Origin of the sequence: Micromonospora sp. NPDC047134 (genome assembly GCF_040643455.1) — a bacterium.
Lineage (GTDB): Bacteria > Actinomycetota > Actinomycetes > Mycobacteriales > Micromonosporaceae > Micromonospora.
Genome location: NZ_JBEYUI010000017.1, coordinates 98398 through 123240 on the forward strand (window position 1 = coordinate 98398; position 24843 = coordinate 123240).

The following is a 24843-nucleotide window of genomic DNA, read 5'->3' on the forward strand; positions in this document are numbered from 1 at the left end:
GGCGCGCCGTACTGACCGGTATGGTTCGTGGGAAGTACTCCCCTCGTCCCGACAAGGTTAGGACAGCCGTCAGGACCCCGCCAGGCGGGGGGATGCGGTCTCGTCTCACCGGGTCGCAGGGCGTACCCCTATCGTGACCGGGGTGAGCGCAGAGCTGTCGAGCGGCCCCCTGACCGGCGTACGCGTGATCGAACTGGCCGGGATCGGACCCTGCCCCTTCGCCGCGATGATGCTCGCCGACCTGGGCGCCGAGGTGATCCGGGTGGACCGGGTCGAGGCGGTGGATCCGACCGGTTTCGGCACCCCGCATCCGGACCTGCTCAACCGGGGCCGCCGCTCCCTGGCGGTGGACCTCAAGTCGGCCGAGGGCCGACAGGTGGTCCTGGACCTGGTCCGCGACGCCGACGTGCTGATCGAGGGCTTCCGCCCGGGGGTGACCGAACGGCTGGGCCTCGGCCCGGCCGACTGCCAGGAGATCAACCCCCGGCTGGTGTACGGCCGGATGACCGGCTGGGGGCAGCAGGGCCCGAACGCCCCGTACGCCGGGCACGACATCGACTACCTGGCCCTGACCGGCGCCCTGCACGGCATCGGCCGGGCCGGACAGCCCCCGGTGCCTCCGCTCAACCTGCTGGGCGACTTCGGAGGTGGCGGCATGATGCTGGCCCTGGGGGTGGTCTCCGCCCTGTACGCGGTGCGCGGCGGCGCGGCCGGTCAGGTGATCGACGCGGCGATCGTGGACGGGGTCAGCGTGCTCAGCACCCAGATCCACGCCCTGCGCCGGTTGGGCATGTGGCAGGACCCCCGGGGGGTGAACCTGCTGGACGGGGGTGCCCCCTTCTACGACAGCTACGAGTGCGCGGACGGCCGGTATGTCGCCGTCGGGGCCCTGGAGCCGAGGTTCTACGAGGAACTGGTGCGCCGTACCGGTTTCCCGCTGCCGCCGGACCAGGCCCTGGACCGTGACGATCCGGCGAACTGGCCGGCCCTGCGGGCGGCCTGGGCGCGGCTGTTCCGCACCCGTACCCGCGACGAGTGGGCGGCCCTGGTGGCCGACTCCGACGCCTGCCTGGCCCCGGTGCTCGACTGGCAGGAGGCGCCCGAGCATCCGCACCTGGCCGCGCGGCGGAGTTTCGTCACCCACGAGGGGGTACGCCAACCGGCCCCGGCCCCCCGCTTCTCCGGCAGCCCGACCTCGGTGCGCCGCCCCCCGCCCTGGCCGGGCGAGCACACCGACGAGGTGCTCGACGAGATCGGCTACCCGGCGCAGCGGGTGGCCGAGCTACGGGCTGCCGGCACGGTGGCCTAGCGCAATCCCCCGGTGTACGGCTCACGGTCCAGCCCCGCCGGGCCGCCAGACCGCCGTCAGCGGCGGCGCAGGGTGGCGCCGGGTGCCATCGCGGGCTCGACGATGTCCCGGTAGTCCCGGGGCAGTTGGACGACCAGTTCGTCGAACTCGCCGCCGGTCACCGCCTCGCGGATGGTGGTGAACACCGCGCCGATCACGGCGCGGGCGGCCGGTTCCTCGATCTGGGCACGCCGGGCCACCCGGGCGACGAACTCTCCGGCGCCGAAGCGCTCGGCGGCCTCGGTGTCCGGTGTCGGCCGCAGCGGCAGGCGCAGCGGCTCGGGCAGCTGCACCGCCAGATCCAGCACCTCACCGCCGGTCAACCGGTCGGCCAGGGTCGCCAGGGTGGCCTGGATCAGGTCCACCGCCCGCTGGGTGGAGGTGCCCGTGCGCTGGGCCACCTGGTCGACGAAGGTGTCGTAGTTCATCGGCGTACCCCCTCGGCGCGCGGTTACCCGCCGTCCCGGGACGAAAACCCCTCCCCCGGTTCTCCCGCCGTCGGCGCGTGAGCGCCGCCGGGATGGGTAACCGCGCCCGGTCGTGGCCGATCGAAGCCGGGAGGAGCCGACACCATGGCTAGTTACGCCGAGGTACTGCACTACCTGTCCAGCTTGGACTATCCCGCCGGCAGGGACGAGGTGGTGCGCGAGGCGGAACGCGAGGGGGCTCCGCCGGATGTGCTGCACGCCCTGCGGGCGCTGCCGCCGGTCGAGTACGCCAACGGCCGGGAGGTGGCCCGCTCCGCGAGCATCGAGGCGGCTCCGGAGGTGAACGACGCCCAGCGGGCCGCTGCCGGCCGCGACAAGCGCCATCAGCGGGTCTCGCAGCATCTGCGCAGCATCTGAGGTGTCGGCCCCTTCAGGAGGGCGCCCCGGTCACGAACCGCGACCGGAGGCGCCCCTGGGTAGCCACCTGCCCCGGTGGTGCACCGCCGAACCGGTCGGGACCACCAGGCGGCCCACAGTCACTCGAACCGGGCGACTGCTGCTACCGCGAGGATCATACGGCAGGCCATCGTCCGAACGGTCAGCAGGGGGTCAACCGGCGACCGATTGTGGTCGACAACACCCGTCCCTAGGAGCTGGTGCGGCCGGCCCGGTCGCGGGCCTTGAGGCGCACCGTCGGCAGGGTCGGCGCGGGCAGCGGCGGATCCGGATCGTCCGCTACCGTCCCGAACCGCCGGCCGGCCATCCAGTCCTCGCGGGCGGTCAGGATCTCCTCGTGGCTGCGCCCGACGAAGTTCCACCACATCACCAACGGCTCCTCGAAGGGGGTGCCGCCGAGCAGCATCAGCCGGGTGCCCGGTTCCCCGGAGATGGTGAGCCCGGTGCGTCCGGTGCCCAGCCAGAGCAGCGCCCCGGGTGCCACCCGTACGCCGTCGGCCTGCGCTCCGCCGTCCAGGGCCAGCAGCGCGTACTCGAAGTCGGGGCGCAGGGGCAGGCTCGCCTGCTCGGCACCGGTCAGCTCGACCTGGGCGCCGACCAGGGGGGTGTGCACCCGGGCCGGGGACCGTTCCCCGCCCAACTCCCCGACCAGCAGGGTCACCCTCAGCGCCCCCTCTTCCCAGCGGGGCAGCTGCGCGTGGTGGGCGAAGTCGGCCGGGCCGCCGCGAGCCGAATCCGGTAGCGCCACCCACAGCTGCACCCCGTGCATCAGGGGCGGATGGTCGGCCGGTGACCGTTCGGAGTGGGCGATGCCGTGGCCCGAGGTCATCACGTTGAGCTGGCCGGGACGGATCGGCTGCACGTTGCCGAGGCTGTCGCGGTGCAGGATCTCCCCGTCGAGCAGCCAGGTCACCGTCTGCAGGCCGGTGTGCGGGTGCGGCGGCACCTCCATGCCGGGGCGCTGGGCCACGTCGTCGGGTCCGAAGTGGTCCACGAAGCACCAGGCCCCGACCATCCGCCGGGTGCGCTGGGGCAGCAACCGCCGGACGGTGGTGTAGCGGCCCAGGGGCACGTCGTGCCCGGGCAACAGGACACTGCCGGGGTCCGTGGTGGCCACTCCGGGCGGTCGGGTCTGCGCCGGCATCGACTCGGTACGCTCCACGATCCGACTCTACGCGCCGTCAGCCCGGCGGTGGCCGTCGCCGGAGGTCATCCCCGACGTACGGCTACCAGGTTCGCTCCGGCCACCAGGTCGAGGAAGATCCGATCGACGGAGCGGTCCCAGGCCGGGGAGCCGAGCACCGTGCCGGCGGGGACTCCGCCGTGCTGCTCGTCGTACACCCGCACGTCGCCGGCCCCGGCGGCGGCCCGCACCCGCACGGGTGCCCCACCGGCCACGGTGACGTCCAGGACGTTTACCCCGCCGGTCACCCGGACCACCATCCCGCCCCGGGTACGCGGCAGCCGCAACTCGGTGCGGGTGGCCCCACCGGCGAACTCCAGACCGGACACTCGGCCGGCGGTCAGATCGAGTCGCCGTTGGGTGGTTCCCCCGGTGATCCGCAGGTCCCAGGACACCCGGGCGTTGAGCAGCACCTCCACCTCACCGGGCCCGTCCCCGACCTGTTCCAGCCGCAGCCGCAGCCGGTCGGCGGCCACCTCGGGTCGGGGCCGGGCGTCGGAGTCGGCCGGGCTGCTGATCCGGTACAGCTGCTCCCCCAGGTCCGCCAGCCGCAGCTCGAACCGGGTGACCCCGTCGATCAGCTCGAAGGTGGCGCGTTCCCGACCGGCCAGCGGCGCGGTCCGTACCTCCTGGGGGGTCTCCGCAGCCGCCCGGGCCGCGCCCCCCAGCCCACCGCTGGACTCGGCGGTGATCTGCGGCTGGGGGCCTTCGCCGGTGAAGACCCGACCCAGGCGGTGCGGGTCGGACAGGATCACCACCACGGCGGTCGCGCCGCACCCCAGTACCAGCACCGCGGCGGCGGCCAGCAACCGCGCCCCGGCCGAGAAGCTCCGCCCGCCGGTGGGGGATCCCTCGGGAGCCGGGTCGGGCTCCGGCTGGGGGGTTGTCGGACAGTCAGCGCTCCGCGGTGCATCAGCCATGCCACGTCCCTTCCATGGTCCCCTACCAGCAGACACGCAGCAGAAGGCGGGACGGATCAGTTCGCCGTACCTCGAATGTCGGCCAGCGCGCATGCCGGTGCCGGCCGGAGGGTTCCGACGCGCACCGGCTGCGGTGCGTGCGGGTCAGGCCCGCGGGGGCGGGATCAGCGTGCCCGGCCCGCTCCGAAGCGGTTGCGCCGCCGCCAGAGCATCGTGCCGAGCAGCATCACGGCACCCGCGGCGACCAGGCCGCCGCCGACCTTCAACGGGCTGTTTTGTGGGCTTGAAGAACTATTCGGAGGATATGGACTTCCGTACCGGGGTGTCCGTCTTCTCGCGTGGGTTGGCCGCTGCCTCCCGCAGCAGCCCTTCGATCCGGTCCACCCCGGCCGACAGCGACATCTCCCGCAGGTACGCCTGGCGGCCCCGACGGCCCATCTCGGCCCGCGCGGGTGGGGGTATCTGCGCGGCCAGCCAGAACCGGTCCGCCAGACTGGCCCAGTCCCCCGGCGGGCAGGACAGCCCCGCCCGCGCTCGTTCCACCAGGGCGGCCGTGTCGCCGCCGGTCGAGGCCACCACGGGTGCCGCACAGGACAGGGCCGCCTGGAGCTTGCCCGGCACGGTGCCGCGCAGGGCGGGCAGATCCCGCAGCATGACCAGTTGGTAGTCGGCGGCGGCGTACAGCTCCGGCATGTCCAGGGGTGACCGTCGCTCGACGAACCGGACGTTGTCGGCGCGCAACTCGGCGGCGAGCCCCCGCACCCGCCGCTCCTGGGCGCCCGAGCCCACCAGGACCAGGTCCATGGTGTTCTCCAGGGCCGCCGCCGCGCGTACCGCCGTCTCCAGACCCTGGCGTGCCCCGATGGTGCCGGCGTGCATCACCACACAGCGATCGTCGCGGCGGACCAGTCCCCGGGCGGCCGACCCGGCCGGGGCGGGCCGGAAGATCCGCTCGTCGGTCCAGTTGAGCACCACCGGCACCCGGTCGGCCTCCACTCCGGTGGCTACCACCGCCTCCCGCAGGGAGGGTGCGCTGACCGCGATCGTGCTGGCGGACCGGTAGGTCCTGGCCATCGCCGCCCGCACCCGGGCGGCCCACCGGTCGTCGTCGGTGTCCTCCACGCTCTGCTCCGCCCAGACGTCCGGCACGTGCAGCACGACCGGCACCTGACCGAGCAGCCGCAGCAGGGCCGCCGAGGCGAAGGCCGCCGCAGGCGGCTGATGGACATACAGCACGTCCACACCGGCCAGATAGCTCCGCCCGACGAAGGCCGCGCTGGCGGCGAAGGAGAGCCAGGCGGCCATCCTGGGCCGCACGGCCCCGTCGCCGGTGCTGTATCGGGGCACCCGGCGGACCGTCAACCCTCGGCTGCGGGTCTCGTGCCGCCAGCGCTGCCGCCAGCCCGGGTAGACATGTCCGCCGGGGTAGTCCGGAAAACCGGTCAGCACCCGCACCTCGTGGCCCCGGGCGGCCAACTCCTCGGCCAGGCTGCCGGGGATGAAGGCCGGCTCCGGCGGAAAGTGATACGTCAGGATGCCGACCCGCATCGGGACACCCCCACCCTCGGCCGGTCCGGCGCGGCGTGACCCTGACCCGGCGCCGGGTGCGCGTACGATGCCGCCAACCCCTTGCGGGACGGGCGCCGGTGGGCACCGTCCCCGATCGCGGCGCCACCGTGGGCGGCCGCCTCGTCGAGAGGGTTCCCGATGCTCAACGGAGTTCTGTTCGTCTGCCACGCCAACCTGTGCCGGTCACCGATGGCCGAGTTCACCGCGCGTCGGATGCTCGCCGGGCGTCCGGTGAGCGTGACCAGCGCCGGCACGGACGCGGTGGCCGGCCGGCCCATGCACCCGTACGCGGCGGATCTCGTCGCCGCGGCCGGTGCCGATCCGGAGACCTTCCGCACCCGACGGCTGGCGGCGGAGCACCTCACCGAGGCGGTGCTGGTGCTGACCGCCACCCGACGCCAGCGCTCGGTCTGCACCGCGCTGGCCCCGGCGGCCCTGCACCGGACCTTCACCCTGCGCCAGTTCGGCCGGCTGGCCGCGGCCGTCGAGCCGCCCCTGACCGAGCAGGAGGACCCGCTGGCCGCCGCGGTCACCGCCGCCACCCTGGCTCGGGCCCGGTTGCAGCCCGCCCTCGGTGACGCCGACGACCTGCCGGACCCCGTCGGGGGCACCCCGGAGGACTTCCGGCACTGTGCGGAGGAGATCGAACGGTCCCTGCGACCCCTGGCGGTGCTCATCGGGACAGCCGGGTGAGTTCCTGGGTGTGGTCGACCGGTGCTCCGGTGCTGCCGCGGTCGGCGTGCCGGCCGGCCGCGGCCCGCCCCGCCGAGGTAGCGGCCCGCCCCGCCGAGGCCGCGGCGGTCTCGGTCACCACCCGATAGGCCTCGTACTGGTAGGCGTCGGCCTTGGGCACCCGCGCCATGTTGAGCACACACCCGAGCAGCCGGACGGAGACCGAGTGCAGGGCCCGGGCGGCCGTGGCCACCTGGGTACGCGAGGTCCGCCCCTGCTGGCTGACCAGCAGCGCACCGTCGGCCTGCACGGCGACGACCACACCGTCGGTGACCGCCAGCAGCGGGGCGGTGTCGATGATCACGATGTCGGCGGACTCCCGTAGGGCCAGCAGCAGATCCGACATGGCCTTGGAACCGAGCAGCTCACTCGGGTTGGGCGGGGCCGATCCGCTGGGCAGCACCAGCAGGGACTTGTCGCCCCACCGCTGCACCACGTCGCCGACGTGCACGTCGCCGACGAGGACGTCGGTCAGCCCCACCCCGGAGTCGACACCGAGGTAGTGGCCCACCTTGGGGCGGCGCAGGTCGGCGTCGACCAGCAGCACCCGCCAGCCCGCCTCGGCCAGGGCGATCGCCAGGTTGCAGGACAGGGTGGTCTTGCCCTCTCCCTGGAGGGCACTGGTGACGGCGATGACCCGGGCCGGCTCGTGCACGTCGACGAAGCGCAGGTTGGTCCGCAGCTTGCGGATCGCCTCGGCGCGGGCCGAGGTGGCGGCCTCCCCGACGATCAGGGGTGCCGTCCGGGCGCTGCCGTCCAGCGGGATCTCACCGAGCAGCGGACTGCCGGTGACCCGCCGCAGCGCGGCGGCGTCACGCAACCGGACATCGGCCATCCCGCGCAACACCGCCAGACCGATCCCGGCCAGCAGGCCCAGCAGGGCCCCGATCACGGTGTTGCGCACCGGCTGGGGGGAGACCGGGCTGGCGGTCACCCGCGGACCACTGACCACCTCGATCTTGATCGGCCCGGCGCTGCCGTCCGGTCTGGCCTCCACCTTCTTCACGAGTTCCACGAAGTTCGCCGACAGGGCCTCGCTGACCCGCAGCGCGCGGGCCTGGTCGGTGTCGGTCACCGAGGCCCGCAGCAGGACGGTGCCGTTCTCGGTGGAGGTGCTGACCCGACGCTGAATCTCCTCCGCGGTCAACCCGACCCCACGATCGGCGGCGGCGTTCTGGGCCAGCCGGTCGCTGGTCAGCAGTTCGGCGTAGGACTTGACCCGTTGCTGGAGAAAGAGCCCACCCTGGTAGGCGTCCGTCACCCCTTGGCTGGGGGTGGTGACGAAGAAGGTGACCGAGGCGACGTAGCGAGGCTGCGCCCGGACCGTGATCAGGGCGGTCACGCCGAGGGCCACCATGACGGTGACCAGGACGATCCACCAGTGCTGCCGCACGAGACGCAGCTGGCGCAACAGGTCCATCAGGCACGCCTCCGGATCAACCCGGTAACGCCAAAGAACTTCACGAAAACCCCCAAGGTCGACTGAATCTCGTGAAACCATTAAAGCGGCTTATGTGACTTGTGTCCGGAGTTAGGCGTTTCCTGAGGGCGGTGCGCCTCCGCAATGCCCAACCGGACCGGGCGTCCGCCGGAATCGCCCTCCGGCCGGAAAGATGCGGTTCGGCGTACCGGGAGGTCGCGGAGTCCATGCCGGTCGGGCGCCGCCCGATCACCGCCCTCGCGCCCACCGCCGCCAGGGGATAAGGTCATGGCCGGTGTGCCGGGAAGTCTGGTCGGCGATGTCGCTGCTCCTATCCGACCGACAGGTGGAACCCGCCGATGACCGACCACAACCCGCCCCCACCTCGCCGGGGGGTAGGCCGCCTCTTCACCCGCACCTCCTGGCCGGAGGCCCGCTTCCTCGCCGACGTCCTGCGCACGGAGACCGTCGGCGGCGCCCTCCTCCTGGTCGGTGCGGTGATCGCCCTGATCTGGGCCAACTCCCCCTGGGGGGACGGCTACACCGAGCTGGGACGATGGGTGCCCTGGGCCGGCGGCTCGGCCCTGCACCTGGACCTGGATCTCGCCACCTGGGCCGCCGACGGACTGCTGGCCATCTTCTTCTTCGTGGTCGGCCTGGAACTCAAGCGTGAGTTCGTCGCCGGGGAACTGCGCGATCCCCGCCGGGCCGTGCTGCCGGTCGTCGCGGCGGTCGGCGGCATGGCAGTACCCGCGCTGATCTATGTAGCCGTCAACCTGTCCGCCGGCGGGGAGGGGCTACGCGGCTGGGCCATCCCCACCGCCACGGACATCGCCTTCGCCCTGGCCGTCCTGGCGGTCATCGGGGCGTACCTGCCGCAGGGGCTGCGCGCCTTCCTGCTCACCCTGGCCGTGGTCGACGACCTGCTCGCGATCACCATCATCGCGATCTTCTACACGGACGACTTCACCCTGCTCCCGCTGCTGGTAGCCGTCGTGCCGATCGCGCTGTTCGGCCTGCTGGTGCAGCGCCGTCGTACCTGGTGGTGGGCGCTCATCCCGCTGGCGCTGGTCGCCTGGACCCTGGTGCACTCCTCCGGGGTGCACGCCACCGTGGCCGGGGTGCTGCTCGGCTTCACCGTGCCGGTGCTCGCCGGCAAGGGTCGCGACGGCCGCCCCGCGCCGGGTCTGGCGGAGCACCTGGAGCACAAGTGGCGGCCGATCTCGGCCGGCTTCGCCGTACCGGTCTTCGCGTTCTTCGCCGCCGGGGTCTCGCTGCGCGGCGCCGACCTGGGTGCGGTGGTCAGCGACCCGGTCGTCATCGGTGTCGTGCTGGGTCTGGTGGTCGGCAAGTTCGTCGGCATCTTCGGCTCCACCTTCCTGCTGGCCCGGTTCACCCGCGCCCGGCTGGACGAGGACATCACCTGGACCGACCTGGTAGGGGTGTCGCTGCTGGCCGGTATCGGGTTCACCGTCTCCCTGCTGATCGGCGAACTGGCCTTCGGCCCCGACAGCCTGGCCGGTGCCAACGTCAAGGCCGCCGTGCTGACCGGCTCGCTGCTCTCGGCGCTGCTGGCCACCCTCGTGCTGGTCCGCCGCAATCGGGCCTACCGGCTGATCGCGTTGAAGGAACAGGTCGACCTGGACCGCGACGGGGTGCCGGACGTCTACCAGCGGCCCGGCGGCTGAGGTCTCAGCGGCTCGATGCCGGCCCGGCCGGGCTGCTGCTCGCCGACGCCCGCCAGCGCTCGGTGGCCAGCAGGCCGGCCCGCAGCATCTGCCGTACCGCCACGATCACGACCACCCCCACCAGGGCCGACCAGGAAGCCACCGCGGCCAGCCGCAGCAACCCGGCGGCGACCAGCAGGTCCAGCAGCACCCCGAGAGCCGTCGGCACCGACCGGGTGGCCAGCAACGCCATACCGGCGCTGAACACCCCGAGGGCGCCGACCACCGCGGCCAGGGTCTCGATCATCGCGTCCCTTCCCGGGGCGTCTCCACCTGCCGTTGTTCCTGCTCGATCTCCTTGCGCAGGACATAGTTCAGGCCGGTCCGGATGGCCGCGACGGCGGCCAGCTGACCGATCTGGGCGAAGGTCGGTGACAGCGCGGTCCGCAGGATGTCCGCGGCCAGTTGAAACTCCAGGCCCAACACGAGGAAGCGGCCCAGGGTCAGCCGGATCCGGGTGAACACCGCGGTGTCGCGGTACCGCAGCCCGTCGACGACGAACCGCAGCACCGCCCAGGCCACCCCGGCGACGATCACCACGACACCGACCAGCTCGACCGCGGTCACCACCAGCTGGTGACCGCGGCCGACGGCCTCCTCGACGTTCACCCCGGCGCCTTACCCGGCCACCCTCCGGGTAGTCGGCCGGCTCAGAGCAGTTCGGCGACCGCGTCCACGATCAACCAGATGCCGCTGAGCGCGAACAGTGCGGCGGCACCGTACTTGATGGTCCGCTCCGGCAGTTTTCGGCCCAGCAGCCGGCCGACGATGATGGCCAGCGCGTCGGCGGCCACCATGCCGATGGTCGAACCGATCCAGGTGCCGAACCAGCCGTACTGGGTGGCCAGGGTGATCGTGGCGAGCATCGTCTTGTCGCCGAGTTCGGCCAGGAAGAAGGCGACACCGACGGTGAGCACGGCCGACTTGCCGCCCCGGGCCGCCTTGCGCTTCTCATCCTCGGTGAGGGTGTCACCGCGCAGGGTCCACAGTCCGAAACCGATGAAGGCCACCCCGGCCAGCAGCGAGATCCAGCCGGTGGGCAGGGCGGAGCCCAGGCCGTACCCGATGGCCACCGAGGCCAGGTGCACCAGGGCGGTGGCCACGGTGATGCCGATCAGGATCGGCATGGTGCGATATCTGGTGGCGAAGGCCAGGGCCATGAGCTGGGATTTGTCTCCCAGCTCCGCAACGAAGATCACGCCGAAGCTGACGGCCAGCGCGACGAGGAACCCTTCCATGACGTCCTTCCGGATCAAGCCGGGAGGAGGTACGGGGGTGCCCTCGACCCGGCTGCCTACAGCCTGGGTCGAAGGTCTCGCCCGCCTCGGAGTACGAGGCCTCGTGGCCGGGTGCGCGAGGCACCAGTATGTCGACCACGACGTTGAGGGCTACTCCCCTTCGCTGCGCCCAGCCTAGCCGACCACCGAACGGCCGGCTCGACCGGATGGGGAGGGGGCCGTCAGTCGGCTCGGGCCAGGGTCACCCCGAACAGGCCGTCCGGGTCAGTCCAGAACCGTTGCGCCGGCAACCCGGCCGCGGCCAGTTCGGCGGCGATCCCCTCGGGGCGGAACTTCGCCGACACCTCGGTGCGCAACTGCTCACCCGCGGCGAAATCGACAGCCATGTCCAGCACCCGGACCCGCATCGGTCGTCGCGCCCGCAGCCGCATCTCGATCCACTCCTGTGCCGGATCCCAGACGGCGACATGGTCGAAGGCCTCCGGGTCGAAGTCCGCGCCGAGTTCCCGGTTGAGCACCCGCAGCACGTTGCGGTTGAACTCCGCGGTCACCCCGGCCGCGTCGTCGTACGCGGGCACGATCACCGAGGGGTCCTTGACCAGGTCGGTGCCGACCAGGAACCAGTCCCCCACCTCCAGGGCGGCCCGCATCCGGGCCAGGAACTCGGCCCGCTCGGCCGGCATCAGGTTGCCGATGGTGCCACCCAGGAAGATCACCAGTCGCCGTCCGCCGGTGGGCAGCCGGTGCAGGTCCCGGGTGAAGTCACCGACGATGCCGCGTACCCGCAGACCGGGGTGCTCCGCGGCCAGGGCCGCGATGGATCCGCGCAGGGCGCTCACGGACACGTCCAGCGGGACGAAGGTGCCCAGACCGCCCCGGCGGGCGAAGGCGTCCAGCAGCAGCCGGGTCTTCTCCGAGGACCCGGAACCCAGCTCGATGAGGGTCTTCACCCCGGTCACCTCGGCGATCTCGGCCGCCTGCGCGGCCAGGACGGCCCGCTCCGCCCGGGTGGGGTAGTACTCCGGCAGCCGGGTGATCTCGTCGAACAGCTCGCTGCCCCGGGCGTCGTAGAACCACTTCGGGGGCAGCCACTTGGCCTCGGCGCTCAGGCCCACCCGTACGTCCCGACGCAGACTGTCCGCGATGTCCTGCTCGTCCAGGTGGATCTCCAGCGGTTCCGCGCTCATCTGCTTCCTCTCGCTAGTGCTGATCGAAGCCGGCGGTCGGCTCAGGGGGCGGCCAGCGGCCACTGCCGCACGCTGGTCGCGGTGGCCTGCACGAGGTGACCGTCCGGCACCTCCCGCCAGCCCGGGTCCTCGTCGTGAGGTTCGGAGGCCAGCAGCACCGAGTCGGGCCCGGCCCGCAGGGACAGGGCGTGCCCGGTGGTGGTGGCGACCGCGGTGTGTCCGTCGGTGAGCAGCAGGTTCAGCCGGGACCCGGGGGCGGCGGCGGCCACCGCGGTGACCGTCTCGGCGACCGCTGACGCCGGTGCTACACCGGCGCGCAGCCGGTGACGCACCAGCGCCCACAGCAGCGCCGAGTCGGTCGCCGCGTCCAGGGTCAGCAGGTCACGTACGGGCAGTTCGGCGGCGAGGGGCACCATCGAGTCCGGCCAGCCGCGCACCACCCCGTTGTGGCTGAACAGCCACCGACCCTCCGCGAAGGGGGCGGCGGCGCCGTCGACGACCGCCATGCCGACCGTGGCGGAACGCACCGCGGCCAGCATCGCCGTGGTCGAGGTGACCCCCGCCAGGTCGGCGATGGTCGGGTCACTCCAGATCGGCTGGGCCCGCCGGTACCGCACCGGCGGCCCCGCGCCGGGATACCAGCCGACCCCGAACCCGTCGGCGTTGATCGTCCCGCCGCCGCGCATGTCACGCGGGGCCCAGGACTGACGCAGCAGCGAGTACGGCGGATCCAGGAGCACCTCGCGCAGGGTCACCGGCGGGCCCAGGTAGACCAGGTGGCGGCACATCAGCCGACCGTCACCGGTGGTCCTGTTCGAGGCCCGCGTCCCGGGCGCAGCGGAAGCCACTGAAGATCTGCCGACGGATGGGGTAGTCCCAGTTGCGGAAGGTGCCCCGGCAGGCGGCCCGGTCGGTGCCGAAGGAGCCGCCCCGCAGCACCTGGTGGTCCTCGCCGAAGAAGACCTCGGAGTACTCGCGGTACGGGAAGGCCACGAAACCCGGATGCCCCCGGAAGCTGGTGGAGGTCCACTCCCACACGTCGCCGATGAGCTGGTGCACCCCCAGGGGTGAGGCCCCCGCCGGATAGGCACCGACCGGCGCCGGCCACAGGTGCCGCTGCCCCAGGTTGGCGTGCGCGGAGGTCGGCTCCTCGTCGCCCCAGGGGTAGCGCCGGGACCGGCCGGTGGCCGGGTCCCACCGGGCCGCCTTCTCCCACTCCGCCTCGGTGGGCAGCCGCTTGCCCGCCCAGGTGGCGTACGCCTGGGCCTCGTGGAAACAGACATGCACCACCGGCTCGTCGTCGCGGACCGCGGACCAGCGGCCGAAGCGCCGGTACGCCCACCCGGAGCCGTCCCGCCGCCAGTGCAGCGGCGCGCTCAGCTCGGCCTCCTGGCGGTGCCGCCAGCCCTGCTCGGTCCACCAGCGGGGGTCGTCGTACCCCCCGTCGGCGATGAACTCGGCGTACGCCCCGTTGGTCACCGGGGCGGCGTCGATGAAGTACGCCGGCAGCTCCACCCGGTGGGCGGGCCGCTCGTTGTCCAGGGCCCAGGGGTCGGTGTCCGTGCCCATCACGAACGGGCCGGCCGGCACCAGCACCTCCCCGGCCGGTCGTACGGTCGGCTCGGGTGGTGGGGGTGCCTGGAGCACCGCCGGTCCGGAGCGCAGTTGGTGGGTGGCGAGCATGGTCTCGTCGTGCTGCTGTTCGTGCTGCACGATCATGCCGAAGGCGAAGCCGTCGGCGACCAGCGGACGGTTGTCGAAGGCCACCCGGTCGAGCAGGTCGAAGACCTTGTCCCGGACGGTGGCCAGATAGGCCCGCGCCTCGGTCGGCGGCAGCAGCGGCAGGGCGGGGCGGTCCCGGCGGGGCTGCTTGAAGGCGTCGTACAGGTCGTCGATGTCGCACCGCACCGGCTCCCGGCCGCCGACGTCGCGCACCAGCCAGAGTTCCTCCTGGTTGCCCACGTGGGCCAGGTCCCACACCAGGGGGGACATCAGCGGCGAGTGCTGGCGCATCAGGTCCGCGTCGTCGACCACCTCGGTCAGCAGGGCGGTCCGGGCCCGGGTGCGTTCCAGTTCCGCGGCGATGCGGCTCCGCAGTTCCTCGGTGTCCGCCCCTTCGGTAGCGGTGTGGATCACCCTTGCCTCCTTCGTGCCGCAGCCCGCCGTCGGCGCAGCCCTCGGTCGATGTCGTCGTGCAGTGGGGTCGGCAGGTCCAGCCGAGGCAGCCCCGCCCGGGCCAGGTCGAGCAGTTCGGTGGCGGCCGAGGCCAGCGCCGGGTCCCGCAGCCCGTGTCGGGCCGCGACCTGCCACCGGTCGGCCACCGGGGCGGCCACCGCGAAGGCCGAGTCGGTCGTCTCGGGGTCGGCCAGCAGGGCGGCGAGCACCGCCAGGGGCAGCGCCCAGTCCCGGCCCGGTTGGGCGTCCAGATAGCGCAGTTCCAGGTAGCCACGCGGGCGTACCGGTGGGAAGAGGGTGCTGACGTGGTAGTCGAGGTCGTCGACGGTGGGGGGTCGGGACAGCGCTCCGTCGAGCCAGTCGGCGAAGGTGACCCCCGGTGGTGCGGTCCAGTCGCCGTCGCCGTCGCGGACGCAGAGCAGCGGGGCGGCCAGCACGTAGGCGGTCCAGGCGGCCACCGGATCCCGGTCGGGCCGGTCGGGTTCCCAGACCGCGGTGGTCCGGGCCGGGTCGATGCCCAACCAGGCCGCCATGCGGGCCGAGGCCCAGCCGGTGGCCGCTCCGGCGTGCCGGTCGGCGGTGGCGAAGGCGGCGAGCAGGGGTGGCCCGACCGCGTGCACCAGAGCCCAGCGGGCCCGCAGCTGCCCCGGCTCACCCGCGTCCAGGCAGACCTGGAGACCTGCCGTGCTGTACATCATCGTCCGCCCGGCCGGGCCCCGCCGGTCGAAGACCCGGCGCATGGCCCGGTAGCGAGGTGTGTCGATCACCGGTGTGGGTGGACGGTACGGATCGAGTCCGGTGTGCCCCAGCCGCAGCCCCGCGGTGTCCAGCAGGCGGGCCAGTTGGTCGATGTCGGACTGGGTGGCCTGGATCAGGGCGGCCACGGAGGCGCGGGGTGGGGTCGAGATCTCCACCTGGCCACCGGGTTCGACGGTCACCGCGCCGCCGTGCAGCAGTCGCAGCGCCGGGCTGGTCGGATCCAAGGTGGTGGGACTGTAGGGGCCCAGGGCGGCGCGTAACCGCCGGGCCTCGACGGGGCGGGTCGGGTCGACCGCGTCGTGAACGGTCCATTCCAGCTCGACACCCGTGCAGGTCGGTGGCCCTGTCTTGAAGCAGATCCGGGCCAGGTGCCGGGCGGCGGCGGCACGGTCACGCAACTGCGGAACCCGGTCCAGCTCAGGTGACATCACCATGCGACGGCTCCCTCCGCGGCCGGCTCTGCCCCCTCACGTTAGCCGGTACCACTGACATCGGCGGCCCTGTTGACCGGGGTTCAGCACACGAGGAGAAGGGTGCGCCCTCGCACCGACGGGCTGCCGGCCACCGTGGTCGGGCTCCACCGAGGGGAGGTGCGGGTCAGGGGAAGGTGGTGGACCCGACGTCGAGGCCACGCCGGGCCAGCCACTGCGGGTCGGTCTCGGCCAACAGCGCCTGACAGTACGCCAAGACGTTGTCGGCGCCACCGGCCACGATCACCAGTTCGCTGAAGGCCGGGGTGCGCAGCGCCTTCTCCCGCTGCCGTTCGGACTTCGACAGATAGGCCTTGCAGCGGCCGGGTCGGCCGGCGAGGTTGTCGGAGTTTCCGGGGCCGGCCGGCGCGGTGGGCTCCGCGGTCGGCGCGAGCGAATCGGCGGGTGCCGGCAGGCCGGCCGTCGGGGTGGGTCCGGCCTCGCTCGGGGCGACGCTGGCCCCGGGGGTGGCGTCCGGGGTGGGAGTGCTGCTCTCGGGGGCCCTCGGGGTGGGGTCGGTGCCACCCCGGTCGGGCCGGGCCTGGGCGGTGCTCGGTGACGGCGCGACCGCGGCGGTGTACGGGGCGGGTGGCGGCCGGTCGGCCGGGCGGTCCAGTCGTACCGCCGCCAGGGCGGCACCGGCGGTGGCGGTGGCGACCACCCCGGCGATCCAGACCACCGCTCCGGCGGTGAACCGCCGACGCCGGGTGCGGGGCTTCGCCGCCGCCGTCTGATCGTGTCGAGCGGCCCGGAAGGCGGCCAGGGCCGCCTCCTCGCCGGTGAGCTCCCAGGGCCTGGGCGGGGCGGTCGCGGCGTGCAGCAGGGTGGTCAGCGGGTCCGAGGGGGCCGCCGGCCGGGGTTCACGAACGGCCTCGAGCAGGTGTTCGTAGTCGGTCGGCGCAGCGGAGCCCTCCAGCCGCCGCAGGAACATCCGGATTCCCCTCACGTCAACCGTCCACCGACTCGACGTGCGGCGCCTGCGAGCCGGTACGCGGCAGCGGCGGCGTGGCGGTCGCGCCGCTGCCCTCGGCCCGCTGCCCCAGCATCAGCGCCAGCCGACGCAGACCCCGGTGGGCGGCGGTACGCACCGCCCCGGCTCGGCGGCCGAGCACCCGCCCGGCGGTCTCGGCGTCGAGTCCGATCACGGCACGCAGCAGAACCGCCTCGGCCTCCCGGGGCGGCAGGCTGGCGATCATCGCGAGGGCGGCTTCCGTGCCGAGGCTCTCCCCGGCGCGCTCGGCCGTGTCGGCGTCCCCGGCCAACTCGCTGAGTTCCTGCACCGGCACCGGCAGGGCGGGGCGACGGCGTTGCCGCCGCAGGTGGTCCATGGCCCGGTTGCGGGCGATGGTGACGACCCAGGCACGGAACTCCCCACCGCTGAAGTTGGGCAGGTCGCGGGCCACCTGCAACCAGGTCTCCGAGGCTACGTCCTCGGCGGCGTCGGCACCGACCAGGGCGGTCAGATAGCGCAGCAGCCCGGGCTGGAGGCTGCGATAGAGGAAACGGAAGGACTCCTCGTCGCCGGCCTGAGCCGATTCGACGGCCCGACTCAGTTCACCGGACATGGCCTTGCCGCTTCCGTCCTGTCGGCGTGCGTAGCCCCGGGTGCGGGACGAACGTCCCGGGCTGGACCTGTTCCCCGCACCCCGCCCCCGTCAACCTGCTCGTATCCTGGCCGCTGTGGCCCGGATGCGGATTGTTCCCGACAGCACCGTCGACCACAACCACCGGTGTCGCCCAACCGCGGGAACTCGACCCACCTGAGTCGGGGTACAGGGCATCGGTTCCCGCCACAACAGGTGACAAATATCCGCCCTCCTGACCGGCGTTTCGCCGTAACGAGCCGCGCCTGATCGACGCCGACGGCCCTCCGGGCTGATCGCCGACCGGCTATCCGACCCGACCTCGATGCGGGACGCAGCCGCCTCGTCACCTTTGGTCGTCATCGCACCGGCCGGCGCCTCGCCCCCACCCCCGGGAGACCTCATCCGCACGGACGGCAGACGCGCCGATGACGCCCACGGTGGGTACGGTGGTGCCGTGTTGTCTTCGGAGGTCGTACTCAGCGGTCGGTACCGCCTGGACGAACGTGTCGCCACCGGCGGCATGGGCGACGTCTGGCGCGGCACCGATCTGATCCTCGGCCGCCAGGTAGCGATCAAGGTGCTGCTGCCGTCCCTGGTGTCCGACCCCGACTTCATCGCCCGGTTCCGGGCCGAGGCCCGGATGATGGCCGCCCTGCGCCACCCCGGCATCGTGCAGGTCTTCGACTGCGGCGAGGACGAGCTGGCCGACGGCGGTCGGGCCGACTACCTGGTGATGGAGTTCGTCACCGGCCAACCCCTGTCGAAGCGGATCGAGGCCGAGGGCCGTCTGGACGTCGCCGAGACGATGTCCGTGGTGGCGCAGGCCGCGCAGGCCCTGCACGCCGCCCACCAGCGGGGCATCGTGCACCGGGACGTCAAGCCCAGCAACCTGCTGGTGCAGGAGGACGGCACCGTGGTCCTCGTCGACTTCGGGGTCGCCCGGTCGGTCAATGTGACCAGCATCACGAGCACGAACGCGGTGCCCGGCACCGCCCTCTACATGGCCCCCGAGCAGGCCGCCGGACGCCCCGTCTCCGGGGCCACCGACCTGTACGCCCTCGGGGCGGTCGCCTACTGCTGCCTGATCGGCAGCCCGCCCTTCACCGGCGACAACCCCCTCCAGGTGGCCGTACGACACCTCGACGACCCGCCCCCGGAGCTGCCGCACGACATCCCGGAGGCGGTGCGGGCCCTGGTCGAACGTGCCCTGGCCAAGGATCCCGCGGACCGGTTCAGCAGCGGGGCGGCGATGGCGGAGGCGGCCCGCAGCGCGGTGTCGGACAGCTCCCTGCCGACCGCGATGGTGCCGGCCACCCTGGCGGTACGCGGCCCCGGGCCGGACACCCGGACGGCCGACACGGTGGCGCAGAGCGCACCGGTGGGGGCCCGGCGAGGGCGGGGCACCCTGGTCGGTGCCCTCACCGCCGTGGTGGTGGGCCTGGTCGCCCTCGGTGCGGCCCTCGGCGCGGCCCGTGAGGCCGACACCCCGGCGGTGCAGGTGCCGAGCAGTCCTCCCGCGGCCGGCTCGGTCGTAGAGCAGGAGGCCCCGGTGGACGAGACCGAGAGCGAGCCGGTGCAGGTGTCGCCGTACCGTCCGGCCGGGTCGACCGGCAGGCCGACCTCCTCGCCCTCCCCCTCGGTGACCACCAAGCAGCCCAGCGAGTCGCCCGAGCCGCCGGCCCCCGAGCCGGAGCCGAGCTCGCCCAGCCCGTCCACCCCCGCCAGCGAACCCAGCTCGGCGCCTCCGCCGGCCTCGTCCGCGCCGCCGACCACCGAGCCGCCCGGCGACAACCCGCCGGTCGATGACAACACCACCAGCTGACTCCGCCCCAACACCACCAGAATTCCCCTAAACGGACACCTGGCATCATAATTCGCCCTAGGCTCCCTACCAGCAGTTGCTGGCCGATGCTCGGGAGCCCGGATGCGCATGGAGAAGCTGGTCGTCGTCGGCCAGGGGTACGTCGGACTGCCCCTCGCGATGCGCGCCGTCGAGGCCGGCTTCGAGGTCGTGGGTCTCGATGTGGACACCGATCGGGTCAAGCGGCTCGCCTCGGGTGAGTCCTTCGTGGCGGACATCCCCACCGACCGGCTGGGCCGGGCCCTGGCGAGCGGCCGGTACCACCCCAGCAGCGAGTACGCCGACGCGGAGGACTTCGACTTCTGCGTGATCACCGTGCCCACCCCGCTGCGCGACGGCACCCCCGATCTGAGTTTCGTCGAGAAGGCCGGTACGGCTATCGCCCCGTACCTGCGGCCGGGCTGCACGGTCATCCTGGAGTCCACGACCTACCCGGGCACCACGGAGGAACTGCTGCGGCCCCTGCTGGAGTCGGCCAGCGGGCTGCACAGCCCAGGCGACTTCCACCTCGGCTACAGTCCGGAGCGGATCGACCCGGGCAACCGGTCCTGGCGGCTGGAGAACACCCCCAAGGTGGTCTCCGGAATGGACCCGGCCGCGCTGGACCGGGTCGACGGGTTCTACCGGCGGCTGGTGGAGCGTACCGTCCCGGTGGGTTCCACCCAGGTGGCCGAGTTGACCAAGCTGATCGAGAACACCTTCCGCCAGGTCAACATCGCGCTGGTCAACGAGCTGACGATGCTCTCGCACCAGTTGGGCATCGACGTGTGGCAGGCGATCGAGGCGGCGGCGACGAAACCCTTCGGGTTCATGCCCTTCCGGCCGGGGCCGGGGGTCGGGGGCCACTGCCTGCCGATCGACCCCTGTTACCTGTCCTGGCAGGTCAAGCGCCGGCTCGGACGGCAGTTCCGGTTCATCGAGCTGGCCAACGACATCAACCACGAGATGCCCGAGCATGTCGCGCAGCGGGTGATGGCCGGGCTGAACCGGTCCGGTAAGGCGGTCAGCGGGGCCCGGCTGCTGCTGCTCGGGCTGGCGTACAAGCCGAACACCGGCGACATGCGTGACTCCCCGGCGGTCGACGTGACCCGGCGGTTGTGGGAACTCGGCGCCGAGGTCCGGGCGGTCGAGCCGTACGCCGCGGCGCACCACCTGCCCGAGGGGGTGCTGACGGTGGAACTGACCGAACGGGAGATCCGGGAGGCCGACTGCGTGGTCGTGATCACCGATCACGACGTGTTCGACTATCCCCTCGTGGAGCGGCACGCCCGGTACATCTTCGACGCCCGTAACCGCTGCTCCGGCCCGAAGGTGGAACGCATCTAGGGGCGGCCCCGCCGAACCGACGGGGCCACCCCTGCGGGCCGGGACCGACGCGGGCGACCCCGCCGATCCCGGCCCGAAGGACCATCACAGGTCCGCGAGCGCCTCCACGACCGGTCGACGCAGGGCCCGGCGGGCCGGCAGCACCGAGGCGGCCAGGGCGACCAGCCCTGCTCGGCGGCCAGTTCCCGGTGCACCAGCACCCGGCCCGGCCCGAAGCCGTCGACCTGCCCGGCCACCACGCAGGGGTTTCGAGGCGAAAAGCGGGCTGTCGGGCGCTAGCAGTCGACGGCCAAATGTGACCTGGATCACATCGACCTTGGTAACTGGGGCGTACGGTACGAACATCCTCCTTCCTGTCTCGAAGGGTGTCGCCGATGGACGTATCGACTCCGCCCCGGGGACGGTGGTTACGCCTGACCAGCGCCGTCGCCACCGGGCTCCTGCTAGCCAGCCTCGCCACCGCCACGCCGGGCAGCGCCCAGCCGGTCACGCAGGTGGCCACCGACTCCACCTCGGCCGTCGAGGCGCCCCTGGGCGTCGACGAGATCTCCAGCAGCCCGAACCTGCGGCTCATCGCCAACCTGCCGAAGCAGTCGCCGTTCAACACCACGAACGCCCTCGGCACCGACATCGCCTTCCAGGGCAAGTACGCCTTCGTCGGCAACTACGACGGGTTCGTCATCTACGACGTGTCCCGCCCCAGCCAGCCGAAGATCGTCTCCCAGGTGCTCTGCCCGGGTGCCCAGAACGACATCTCCATCTACGGTGACCTGCTGTTCCTGTCGACCGACGCCTCCCGCAGCGACGACTCCTGCGGCAGCGTCTCCCAGCCCGCCTCGATCAAGGAGTCGTGGGAGGGCATCAAGATCTTCGACGTGCGGGACAAGAAGCAGCCGCGCTACCTGAAGTCCGTGGAGACCGCCTGCGGCTCGCACACCCACACCCTGGTGCCGGCGAAGAACAACAAGGCGGTCTACCTGTACGTCTCCTCGTACAGCCCGCAGGACGCCTTCCCGGACTGCAAGCCCCCGCACGACTCGATCAGCATCGTCAAGGTGCCGCTGAAGAAGCCGACCGACGCCGCCGTGGTCGCCACCCCGAACCTCTTCCCGGACGGCGGCTACGAGGGCCGTACCGGTGCCTCCGCGACCACCGGCTGCCACGACATCACCGCCTACCCGAGCAAGGACCTGGCCGCCGGGGCCTGCATGGGCGACGGGGTGCTGCTGGACATCAGCAAGCGGGAGGCCCCCCGGGTGCTGCACCGGGTCCGGGACACCACCAACTTCGCCTTCTGGCACTCGGCCACCTTCAACAACCGAGGCACCAAGGTGGTCTTCACCGACGAACTGGGCGGTGGCGGCGGCGCCACCTGCAACGAGACCGTCGGCCCGGAGCGGGGCGCCAACGCCATCTACGACCTCACCGGCCGGGGCGACAAGCGCAAGCTGGAGTTCCGCAGCTACTACAAGATCCCGCGGACCAACGGGGACACCGAGAACTGCGTGGCGCACAACGGCTCCCTGATCCCGGTGCTCGGTAAGGACATCATGGTCCAGGCCTGGTATCAGGGTGGCATCTCGGTGTGGGACTTCACGGACTCCCGCCGGCCCACCGAGATCGGCTTCTGGGAGCGGGGACCCCTGTCGGACACCCAGATGATCGTCGGCGGCTCCTGGTCGGCCTACTACTACAACGGGCACATCTACTCCTCCGACATCCAGAAGGGGCTGGACGTGCTGGCCCTGGAGGACTGGCGGACCTGGACGGCCAAGCTGGTCCACTTCCGTGAGCTGAACGTGCAGACCCAGCCCAGCTATCTGAGCTGGTAGGAGGTCGCTGGGGCGGATCCGGGTCCGCCCCAGCGCATCCCCCTGACCGAGGGTCGTGTTTTGCCCCTGGCGTCCCGGGTACCTCGTCGGCACCTCTGGTACCAGGAAGGGATGCCGAGATGACCCGCACCGAATATCACGTCGTGCCGGACGGTGGCGGCTGGAAGGTCGAGCAGGGCGGCTCCGTGGTCGGCAGGTACGACACCAAGGAGCGCGCGGTCTCCGCCGGGCGCGAGGTGGCCCACGGCAACGAGCCGAGTCAGCTCGTGGTGCACACCGCGGACGGCCGGATCGAAACCGAGTTCACCTACCGGGACGACCCCTACCCGCCGGTCGGCTGACCCCGGACGGATCGCCGGTCGGCGTCGGCAGGTGACGCCGACCGGCCAGGTGTTCCATCCCCCGGTGCCGCCCCCGTCACCTCGGCCGGCTCCGGTGCCGGCCAGGCCTCGGGGGCGTGCGAGGATGGCCGGCCGTGACCGCCATCGGGGACCCCCCGACATCCCCCGCCCGCCGACCACACCCGCTGGACGTGATCGCCGTCGGGCTGGCCCTGGCCGGCGCCGCCTGTGTCGCGACCGGGCTGCTGCCCCGGGCCGACGCCGCCGCCACCCTGACCCGGATCCTGCCCCTGCTGATCTTCCTGGGCACGGTGGTGGTGCTCGCCGAACTGACCGCCGCCGCCGGGGTCTTCGACGTGCTCGCCACCCGGCTGGCGCAGGCCGCCCGGGGCCGCTGGACGGCACTGTTCGCGCTCTGTGTCGGATTCGCCGCGCTGACCACCATCGTGCTCAACCTGGACACCACCGCGGTACTGCTCACCCCGGTGATGCTCACCCTGGCGGTGACTCTGCGTACCCAGGTGGCCCCCCTGGCGGTGACCACGGTCTGGTTGGCGAACACGGCCAGCCTGCTGCTGCCGGTGTCCAACCTGACGAATCTGCTGGCCAGCGAGCGGATCGGGTTGGACCCGCTGGGGTACCTGGGCCTGATGTGGCTGCCCCAACTGGCGGCCATCACGGTCACCGCGGTGCTGCTCTGGTACTTCTGGTGGCGTCGGGACTCCCCGCCCGGCGGACGGTTCCCGCCACCGCAGCTGCACCGACCCGCCGACCCGGTGCTGTACCGCACGGCCCTGGTCGCCTGTCTGCTCTTCGTCGCCGCGATCCTGCTCGGGGCCCCGGTCGGGCTCGCCTCGGCGGTCGCCACCGGCCTGCTGCTGCTCGGCTTCGCGCTGCGCTCCCCCGGCACCCTGCGCCCGGCCCTGCTGCCCTGGCGGCTGCTGGTCTTCGTCACCGGGCTGTTCCTGGTGATCCAGACCATCGGCCTGCACGGGCTCAACGACCTGGTCGCCTGGCTGGCCGGTGACGAAGGAGGCACCTCGGGGGTGCTGCGAGCCGGGGGCACCGGGGCCCTGCTGGCCAACCTGGTGAACAACCTGCCCGCGTACCTGGCCGGGGAGGCGGTGCTGCCCACCGGGGACCGGCAACGTCTGCTGGCCCTGCTGGTCGGCACCAACATCGGCCCGCTGGCCCTGCCCTGGGCCTCCCTGGCCACCCTGCTGTGGCTGGAGCGGTGCCGGGCCGCCCGGGTGCGGGTGCCGCTGGCACGGTTCCTGCTGACCAGCACCGTGCTGGCGGTCCTCGGCACCCTGGCGGCAGTCGGCGCCCTACTGCTCACCGGCTGAGCCGGCCCAAGCGCGCCGGAACCGACACCGAGCCGCCCGACGGCCGTGACCGGGGGCCACGGCCGTCGGGCTCCAGGGCCGCCCGCCCCGTGCCGGGCGGCCATGGGGGTCAGGCCCGGCGCACCGGCAGCTGCAGCTCGGTGACGCCCTTCTCGGGCTCATCCGGGCAGTAGTCCAGGTACAACTCGCGGGCGAAGCCGTCCGCCCGCCAGCCGTTCTCCTCGATCCACCGGGCCAGCACCTGGATGCTCTGGTCGGCCGTGAGCATCGAACCGTGGTGGACCGTGGTCGCCGCGGTGATCGCCGGCAGTTCCACCACGGTCACCTCCGGGTCCGCCGCGTCGACGTCGATCCCCACTCCGGCGTGCACGATGACGGCCTCACCGTCATCGGCCGGGTCGTACCAGGCCAGCGCCGGCCCGGCGGGGCGAATGCCGGCGGCCTCCAACCGACGGAACAGCTCCGGGTAGAGCGGGGTCAGCGCGGGCGCGATGTCCGCCCCGTCGTAGCTGCCCGCTACCGCGGACAGCGCCGCGACCCGGATCGGGGAGATCTCCTTGATGACGACATCCTGGCTGCTCATGCGACCCTCCGTCTCGATCATGCGGAGTCTCGCCTCGACGCCGGCCAGGCGGGCGACGTCTGCCGCCATCTGCGCCTCCAACTGTGCTCGACGCAGTCGAAGCATGCCGCGCAACTCGGTGCTGTCGACCGCTTCGTCAAGGATCGCCCGCACCTGGCCGAGCGTCAGCCCCAGCTCCTTGAGGGCGATCACCCGATTCAGTCGGCCCAGTTGGGCAGCGGTGTAGTAGCGGTAGCCGCTGCGCGGGTCGACGGTGGCCGGGCGGAGCAGCCCGATGCTGTCGTAGTGCCGCAGCATCCGTACCGACACCCGGCCCAGGTTGGCGAAATCTCCGATGGTGAACATGGCCCCTCCAC

Annotated in this window: 25 protein-coding genes; 9 read left to right on the top strand and 16 right to left on the bottom strand. The window is 72.6% G+C overall.

Going from position 1 to position 24843, the window contains the following annotated elements:
- Positions 1–142: 142 nt before the first annotated feature.
- Entirely contained in the window at positions 143–1309 is a 1167-nt protein-coding gene (locus ABZ795_RS20525) for a CaiB/BaiF CoA-transferase family protein (RefSeq protein WP_357531515.1), read from the top strand.
- 56 nt (positions 1310–1365) lie between these two features.
- Here the strand turns inward: ABZ795_RS20525 and ABZ795_RS20530 are convergent, their stop codons facing one another.
- Positions 1366–1776, bottom strand: coding sequence for a DUF2267 domain-containing protein (locus ABZ795_RS20530; protein ID WP_327025443.1), 411 nt, complete (start codon positions 1774–1776; stop codon positions 1366–1368).
- 144 nt (positions 1777–1920) lie between these two features.
- Between ABZ795_RS20530 and ABZ795_RS20535 the strand changes: the two genes are divergently transcribed.
- On the top strand, positions 1921–2193 hold the full coding sequence (locus ABZ795_RS20535; RefSeq protein ID WP_357531516.1) for a DUF2795 domain-containing protein: 273 nt from the start codon (positions 1921–1923) through the stop codon (positions 2191–2193).
- A 229-nt stretch (positions 2194–2422) separates the two neighbouring features.
- Here ABZ795_RS20535 and ABZ795_RS20540 read toward each other — a convergent pair whose 3' ends face one another.
- From ABZ795_RS20540 to ABZ795_RS20550, 3 genes are all read right to left on the bottom strand, one after another.
- On the bottom strand, positions 2423–3394 hold the full coding sequence (locus tag ABZ795_RS20540) for a pirin family protein (RefSeq protein WP_357531517.1): 972 nt from the start codon (positions 3392–3394) through the stop codon (positions 2423–2425).
- A 47-nt stretch (positions 3395–3441) separates the two neighbouring features.
- Positions 3442–4335, bottom strand: coding sequence for a hypothetical protein (locus tag ABZ795_RS20545; protein ID WP_357531518.1), 894 nt, complete (start codon positions 4333–4335; stop codon positions 3442–3444).
- A gap of 291 nt (positions 4336–4626) precedes the next feature.
- A complete protein-coding gene (locus tag ABZ795_RS20550; protein ID WP_357531519.1) occupies positions 4627–5883 on the bottom strand; it encodes a glycosyltransferase family 4 protein in 1257 nt (418 codons plus the stop codon).
- A gap of 159 nt (positions 5884–6042) precedes the next feature.
- On the opposite strand from ABZ795_RS20550, the gene ABZ795_RS20555 reads away from it, so the two are divergent.
- On the top strand, positions 6043–6597 hold the full coding sequence (locus ABZ795_RS20555; protein ID WP_357531520.1) for a low molecular weight phosphatase family protein: 555 nt from the start codon (positions 6043–6045) through the stop codon (positions 6595–6597).
- On the opposite strand, the gene ABZ795_RS20560 is transcribed toward ABZ795_RS20555, so the two are convergent.
- Positions 6578–8056 (bottom strand): polysaccharide biosynthesis tyrosine autokinase, encoded by a 1479-nt coding sequence (locus tag ABZ795_RS20560; protein ID WP_357531521.1) that lies wholly within the window; start codon positions 8054–8056, stop codon positions 6578–6580. The two genes, ABZ795_RS20555 and ABZ795_RS20560, sit on opposite strands and share 20 nt — an antisense overlap.
- A gap of 359 nt (positions 8057–8415) precedes the next feature.
- Here ABZ795_RS20560 and nhaA point away from each other — a divergent pair, with 359 nt between their 5' ends.
- Positions 8416–9744, top strand: a complete 1329-nt coding sequence (gene nhaA / locus ABZ795_RS20565; RefSeq protein ID WP_357531522.1) for a Na+/H+ antiporter NhaA — start codon at positions 8416–8418, stop codon at positions 9742–9744.
- Positions 9745–9748: 4 nt separating this feature from the next.
- Here the strand turns inward: nhaA and ABZ795_RS20570 are convergent, their stop codons facing one another.
- The 9 genes from ABZ795_RS20570 to ABZ795_RS20610 form a co-directional block, all read right to left on the bottom strand.
- Entirely contained in the window at positions 9749–10030 is a 282-nt protein-coding gene (locus tag ABZ795_RS20570) for a hypothetical protein (protein WP_357531523.1), read from the bottom strand.
- Positions 10027–10392, bottom strand: coding sequence for a DUF1622 domain-containing protein (locus tag ABZ795_RS20575; protein WP_357531524.1), 366 nt, complete (start codon positions 10390–10392; stop codon positions 10027–10029). Before ABZ795_RS20575 ends, ABZ795_RS20570 begins: the two co-directional genes overlap by 4 nt.
- A 41-nt stretch (positions 10393–10433) precedes the next feature.
- Positions 10434–11021 (bottom strand): TMEM165/GDT1 family protein, encoded by a 588-nt coding sequence (locus tag ABZ795_RS20580; RefSeq protein ID WP_357531525.1) that lies wholly within the window; start codon positions 11019–11021, stop codon positions 10434–10436.
- A 221-nt stretch (positions 11022–11242) separates the two neighbouring features.
- Positions 11243–12208, bottom strand: coding sequence for an L-histidine N(alpha)-methyltransferase (egtD, locus tag ABZ795_RS20585; RefSeq protein WP_357531526.1), 966 nt, complete (start codon positions 12206–12208; stop codon positions 11243–11245).
- 41 nt (positions 12209–12249) lie between these two features.
- Positions 12250–12996, bottom strand: a complete 747-nt coding sequence (gene egtC / locus ABZ795_RS20590) for an ergothioneine biosynthesis protein EgtC (RefSeq protein WP_357531527.1) — start codon at positions 12994–12996, stop codon at positions 12250–12252.
- Between the two features lie 10 nt (positions 12997–13006).
- The gene (gene egtB, locus ABZ795_RS20595; protein WP_327027090.1) at positions 13007–14305 is read right to left on the bottom strand and encodes an ergothioneine biosynthesis protein EgtB; all 1299 of its coding nucleotides are present in this window, start codon (positions 14303–14305) and stop codon (positions 13007–13009) included.
- A gap of 35 nt (positions 14306–14340) precedes the next feature.
- Positions 14341–15576 carry an ergothioneine biosynthesis glutamate--cysteine ligase EgtA gene (egtA, locus tag ABZ795_RS20600; RefSeq protein WP_327025430.1) on the bottom strand — a complete coding sequence of 412 codons (1236 nt, stop codon included), beginning with the start codon at positions 15574–15576 and terminating at the stop codon, positions 14341–14343.
- A gap of 163 nt (positions 15577–15739) precedes the next feature.
- Positions 15740–16558, bottom strand: coding sequence for a hypothetical protein (locus ABZ795_RS20605; RefSeq protein WP_357531528.1), 819 nt, complete (start codon positions 16556–16558; stop codon positions 15740–15742).
- Between the two features lies 1 nt (position 16559).
- Positions 16560–17177 (bottom strand): RNA polymerase sigma factor, encoded by a 618-nt coding sequence (locus ABZ795_RS20610; protein ID WP_327025428.1) that lies wholly within the window; start codon positions 17175–17177, stop codon positions 16560–16562.
- Between the two features lie 475 nt (positions 17178–17652).
- Here ABZ795_RS20610 and ABZ795_RS20615 point away from each other — a divergent pair, with 475 nt between their 5' ends.
- Together ABZ795_RS20615 and ABZ795_RS20620 are read left to right on the top strand one after the other, a co-directional pair.
- Positions 17653–19020, top strand: a complete 1368-nt coding sequence (locus ABZ795_RS20615) for a serine/threonine-protein kinase (protein WP_357531529.1) — start codon at positions 17653–17655, stop codon at positions 19018–19020.
- Positions 19021–19122: 102 nt separating this feature from the next.
- A complete protein-coding gene (locus ABZ795_RS20620) occupies positions 19123–20385 on the top strand; it encodes a nucleotide sugar dehydrogenase (protein WP_327025426.1) in 1263 nt (420 codons plus the stop codon).
- 84 nt (positions 20386–20469) lie between these two features.
- On the opposite strand, the gene ABZ795_RS20625 is transcribed toward ABZ795_RS20620, so the two are convergent.
- Positions 20470–20730 carry a hypothetical protein gene (locus tag ABZ795_RS20625; RefSeq protein ID WP_327025425.1) on the bottom strand — a complete coding sequence of 87 codons (261 nt, stop codon included), beginning with the start codon at positions 20728–20730 and terminating at the stop codon, positions 20470–20472.
- Positions 20731–20759: 29 nt separating this feature from the next.
- Here ABZ795_RS20625 and ABZ795_RS20630 point away from each other — a divergent pair, with 29 nt between their 5' ends.
- The 3 genes from ABZ795_RS20630 (at position 20760) to ABZ795_RS20640 (ending at position 23904) form a co-directional block, all read left to right on the top strand.
- On the top strand, positions 20760–22217 hold the full coding sequence (locus ABZ795_RS20630) for a hypothetical protein (RefSeq protein WP_357531530.1): 1458 nt from the start codon (positions 20760–20762) through the stop codon (positions 22215–22217).
- A gap of 119 nt (positions 22218–22336) precedes the next feature.
- Positions 22337–22558, top strand: a complete 222-nt coding sequence (locus ABZ795_RS20635) for a DUF2188 domain-containing protein (protein ID WP_327025423.1) — start codon at positions 22337–22339, stop codon at positions 22556–22558.
- Between the two features lie 134 nt (positions 22559–22692).
- Positions 22693–23904 (top strand): SLC13 family permease, encoded by a 1212-nt coding sequence (locus ABZ795_RS20640; RefSeq protein ID WP_357531531.1) that lies wholly within the window; start codon positions 22693–22695, stop codon positions 23902–23904.
- Between the two features lie 109 nt (positions 23905–24013).
- On the opposite strand, the gene ABZ795_RS20645 is transcribed toward ABZ795_RS20640, so the two are convergent.
- Positions 24014–24832: a MerR family transcriptional regulator gene (locus ABZ795_RS20645; RefSeq protein ID WP_357531532.1), complete on the bottom strand. Its 819-nt coding sequence runs from the start codon at positions 24830–24832 to the stop codon at positions 24014–24016.
- Between the last annotated feature and the right edge of the window lie 11 nt (positions 24833–24843).

Coding starts and splice junctions, on each gene's coding strand:
- ABZ795_RS20530 (WP_327025443.1), bottom strand. CDS start 1,776: ATGAACTACGACACCTTCGTCGACCAGGTGGCCCAGCGCACGGGCACC.
- ABZ795_RS20535 (WP_357531516.1), top strand. CDS start 1,921: ATGGCTAGTTACGCCGAGGTACTGCACTACCTGTCCAGCTTGGACTAT.
- ABZ795_RS20545 (WP_357531518.1), bottom strand. CDS start 4,335: ATGGCTGATGCACCGCGGAGCGCTGACTGTCCGACAACCCCCCAGCCG.
- ABZ795_RS20550 (WP_357531519.1), bottom strand. CDS start 5,883: ATGCGGGTCGGCATCCTGACGTATCACTTTCCGCCGGAGCCGGCCTTC.
- ABZ795_RS20555 (WP_357531520.1), top strand. CDS start 6,043: ATGCTCAACGGAGTTCTGTTCGTCTGCCACGCCAACCTGTGCCGGTCA.
- ABZ795_RS20560 (WP_357531521.1), bottom strand. CDS start 8,056: ATGGACCTGTTGCGCCAGCTGCGTCTCGTGCGGCAGCACTGGTGGATC.
- nhaA (WP_357531522.1), top strand. CDS start 8,416: ATGACCGACCACAACCCGCCCCCACCTCGCCGGGGGGTAGGCCGCCTC.
- ABZ795_RS20570 (WP_357531523.1), bottom strand. CDS start 10,030: ATGATCGAGACCCTGGCCGCGGTGGTCGGCGCCCTCGGGGTGTTCAGC.
- ABZ795_RS20580 (WP_357531525.1), bottom strand. CDS start 11,021: ATGGAAGGGTTCCTCGTCGCGCTGGCCGTCAGCTTCGGCGTGATCTTC.
- egtD (WP_357531526.1), bottom strand. CDS start 12,208: ATGAGCGCGGAACCGCTGGAGATCCACCTGGACGAGCAGGACATCGCG.
- egtC (WP_357531527.1), bottom strand. CDS start 12,996: ATGTGCCGCCACCTGGTCTACCTGGGCCCGCCGGTGACCCTGCGCGAG.
- egtA (WP_327025430.1), bottom strand. CDS start 15,576: ATGGTGATGTCACCTGAGCTGGACCGGGTTCCGCAGTTGCGTGACCGT.
- ABZ795_RS20610 (WP_327025428.1), bottom strand. CDS start 17,177: ATGTCCGGTGAACTGAGTCGGGCCGTCGAATCGGCTCAGGCCGGCGAC.
- ABZ795_RS20620 (WP_327025426.1), top strand. CDS start 19,123: ATGCGCATGGAGAAGCTGGTCGTCGTCGGCCAGGGGTACGTCGGACTG.
- ABZ795_RS20625 (WP_327025425.1), bottom strand. CDS start 20,730: ATGTTCGTACCGTACGCCCCAGTTACCAAGGTCGATGTGATCCAGGTC.
- ABZ795_RS20630 (WP_357531530.1), top strand. CDS start 20,760: ATGGACGTATCGACTCCGCCCCGGGGACGGTGGTTACGCCTGACCAGC.
- ABZ795_RS20635 (WP_327025423.1), top strand. CDS start 22,337: ATGACCCGCACCGAATATCACGTCGTGCCGGACGGTGGCGGCTGGAAG.
- ABZ795_RS20645 (WP_357531532.1), bottom strand. CDS start 24,832: ATGTTCACCATCGGAGATTTCGCCAACCTGGGCCGGGTGTCGGTACGG.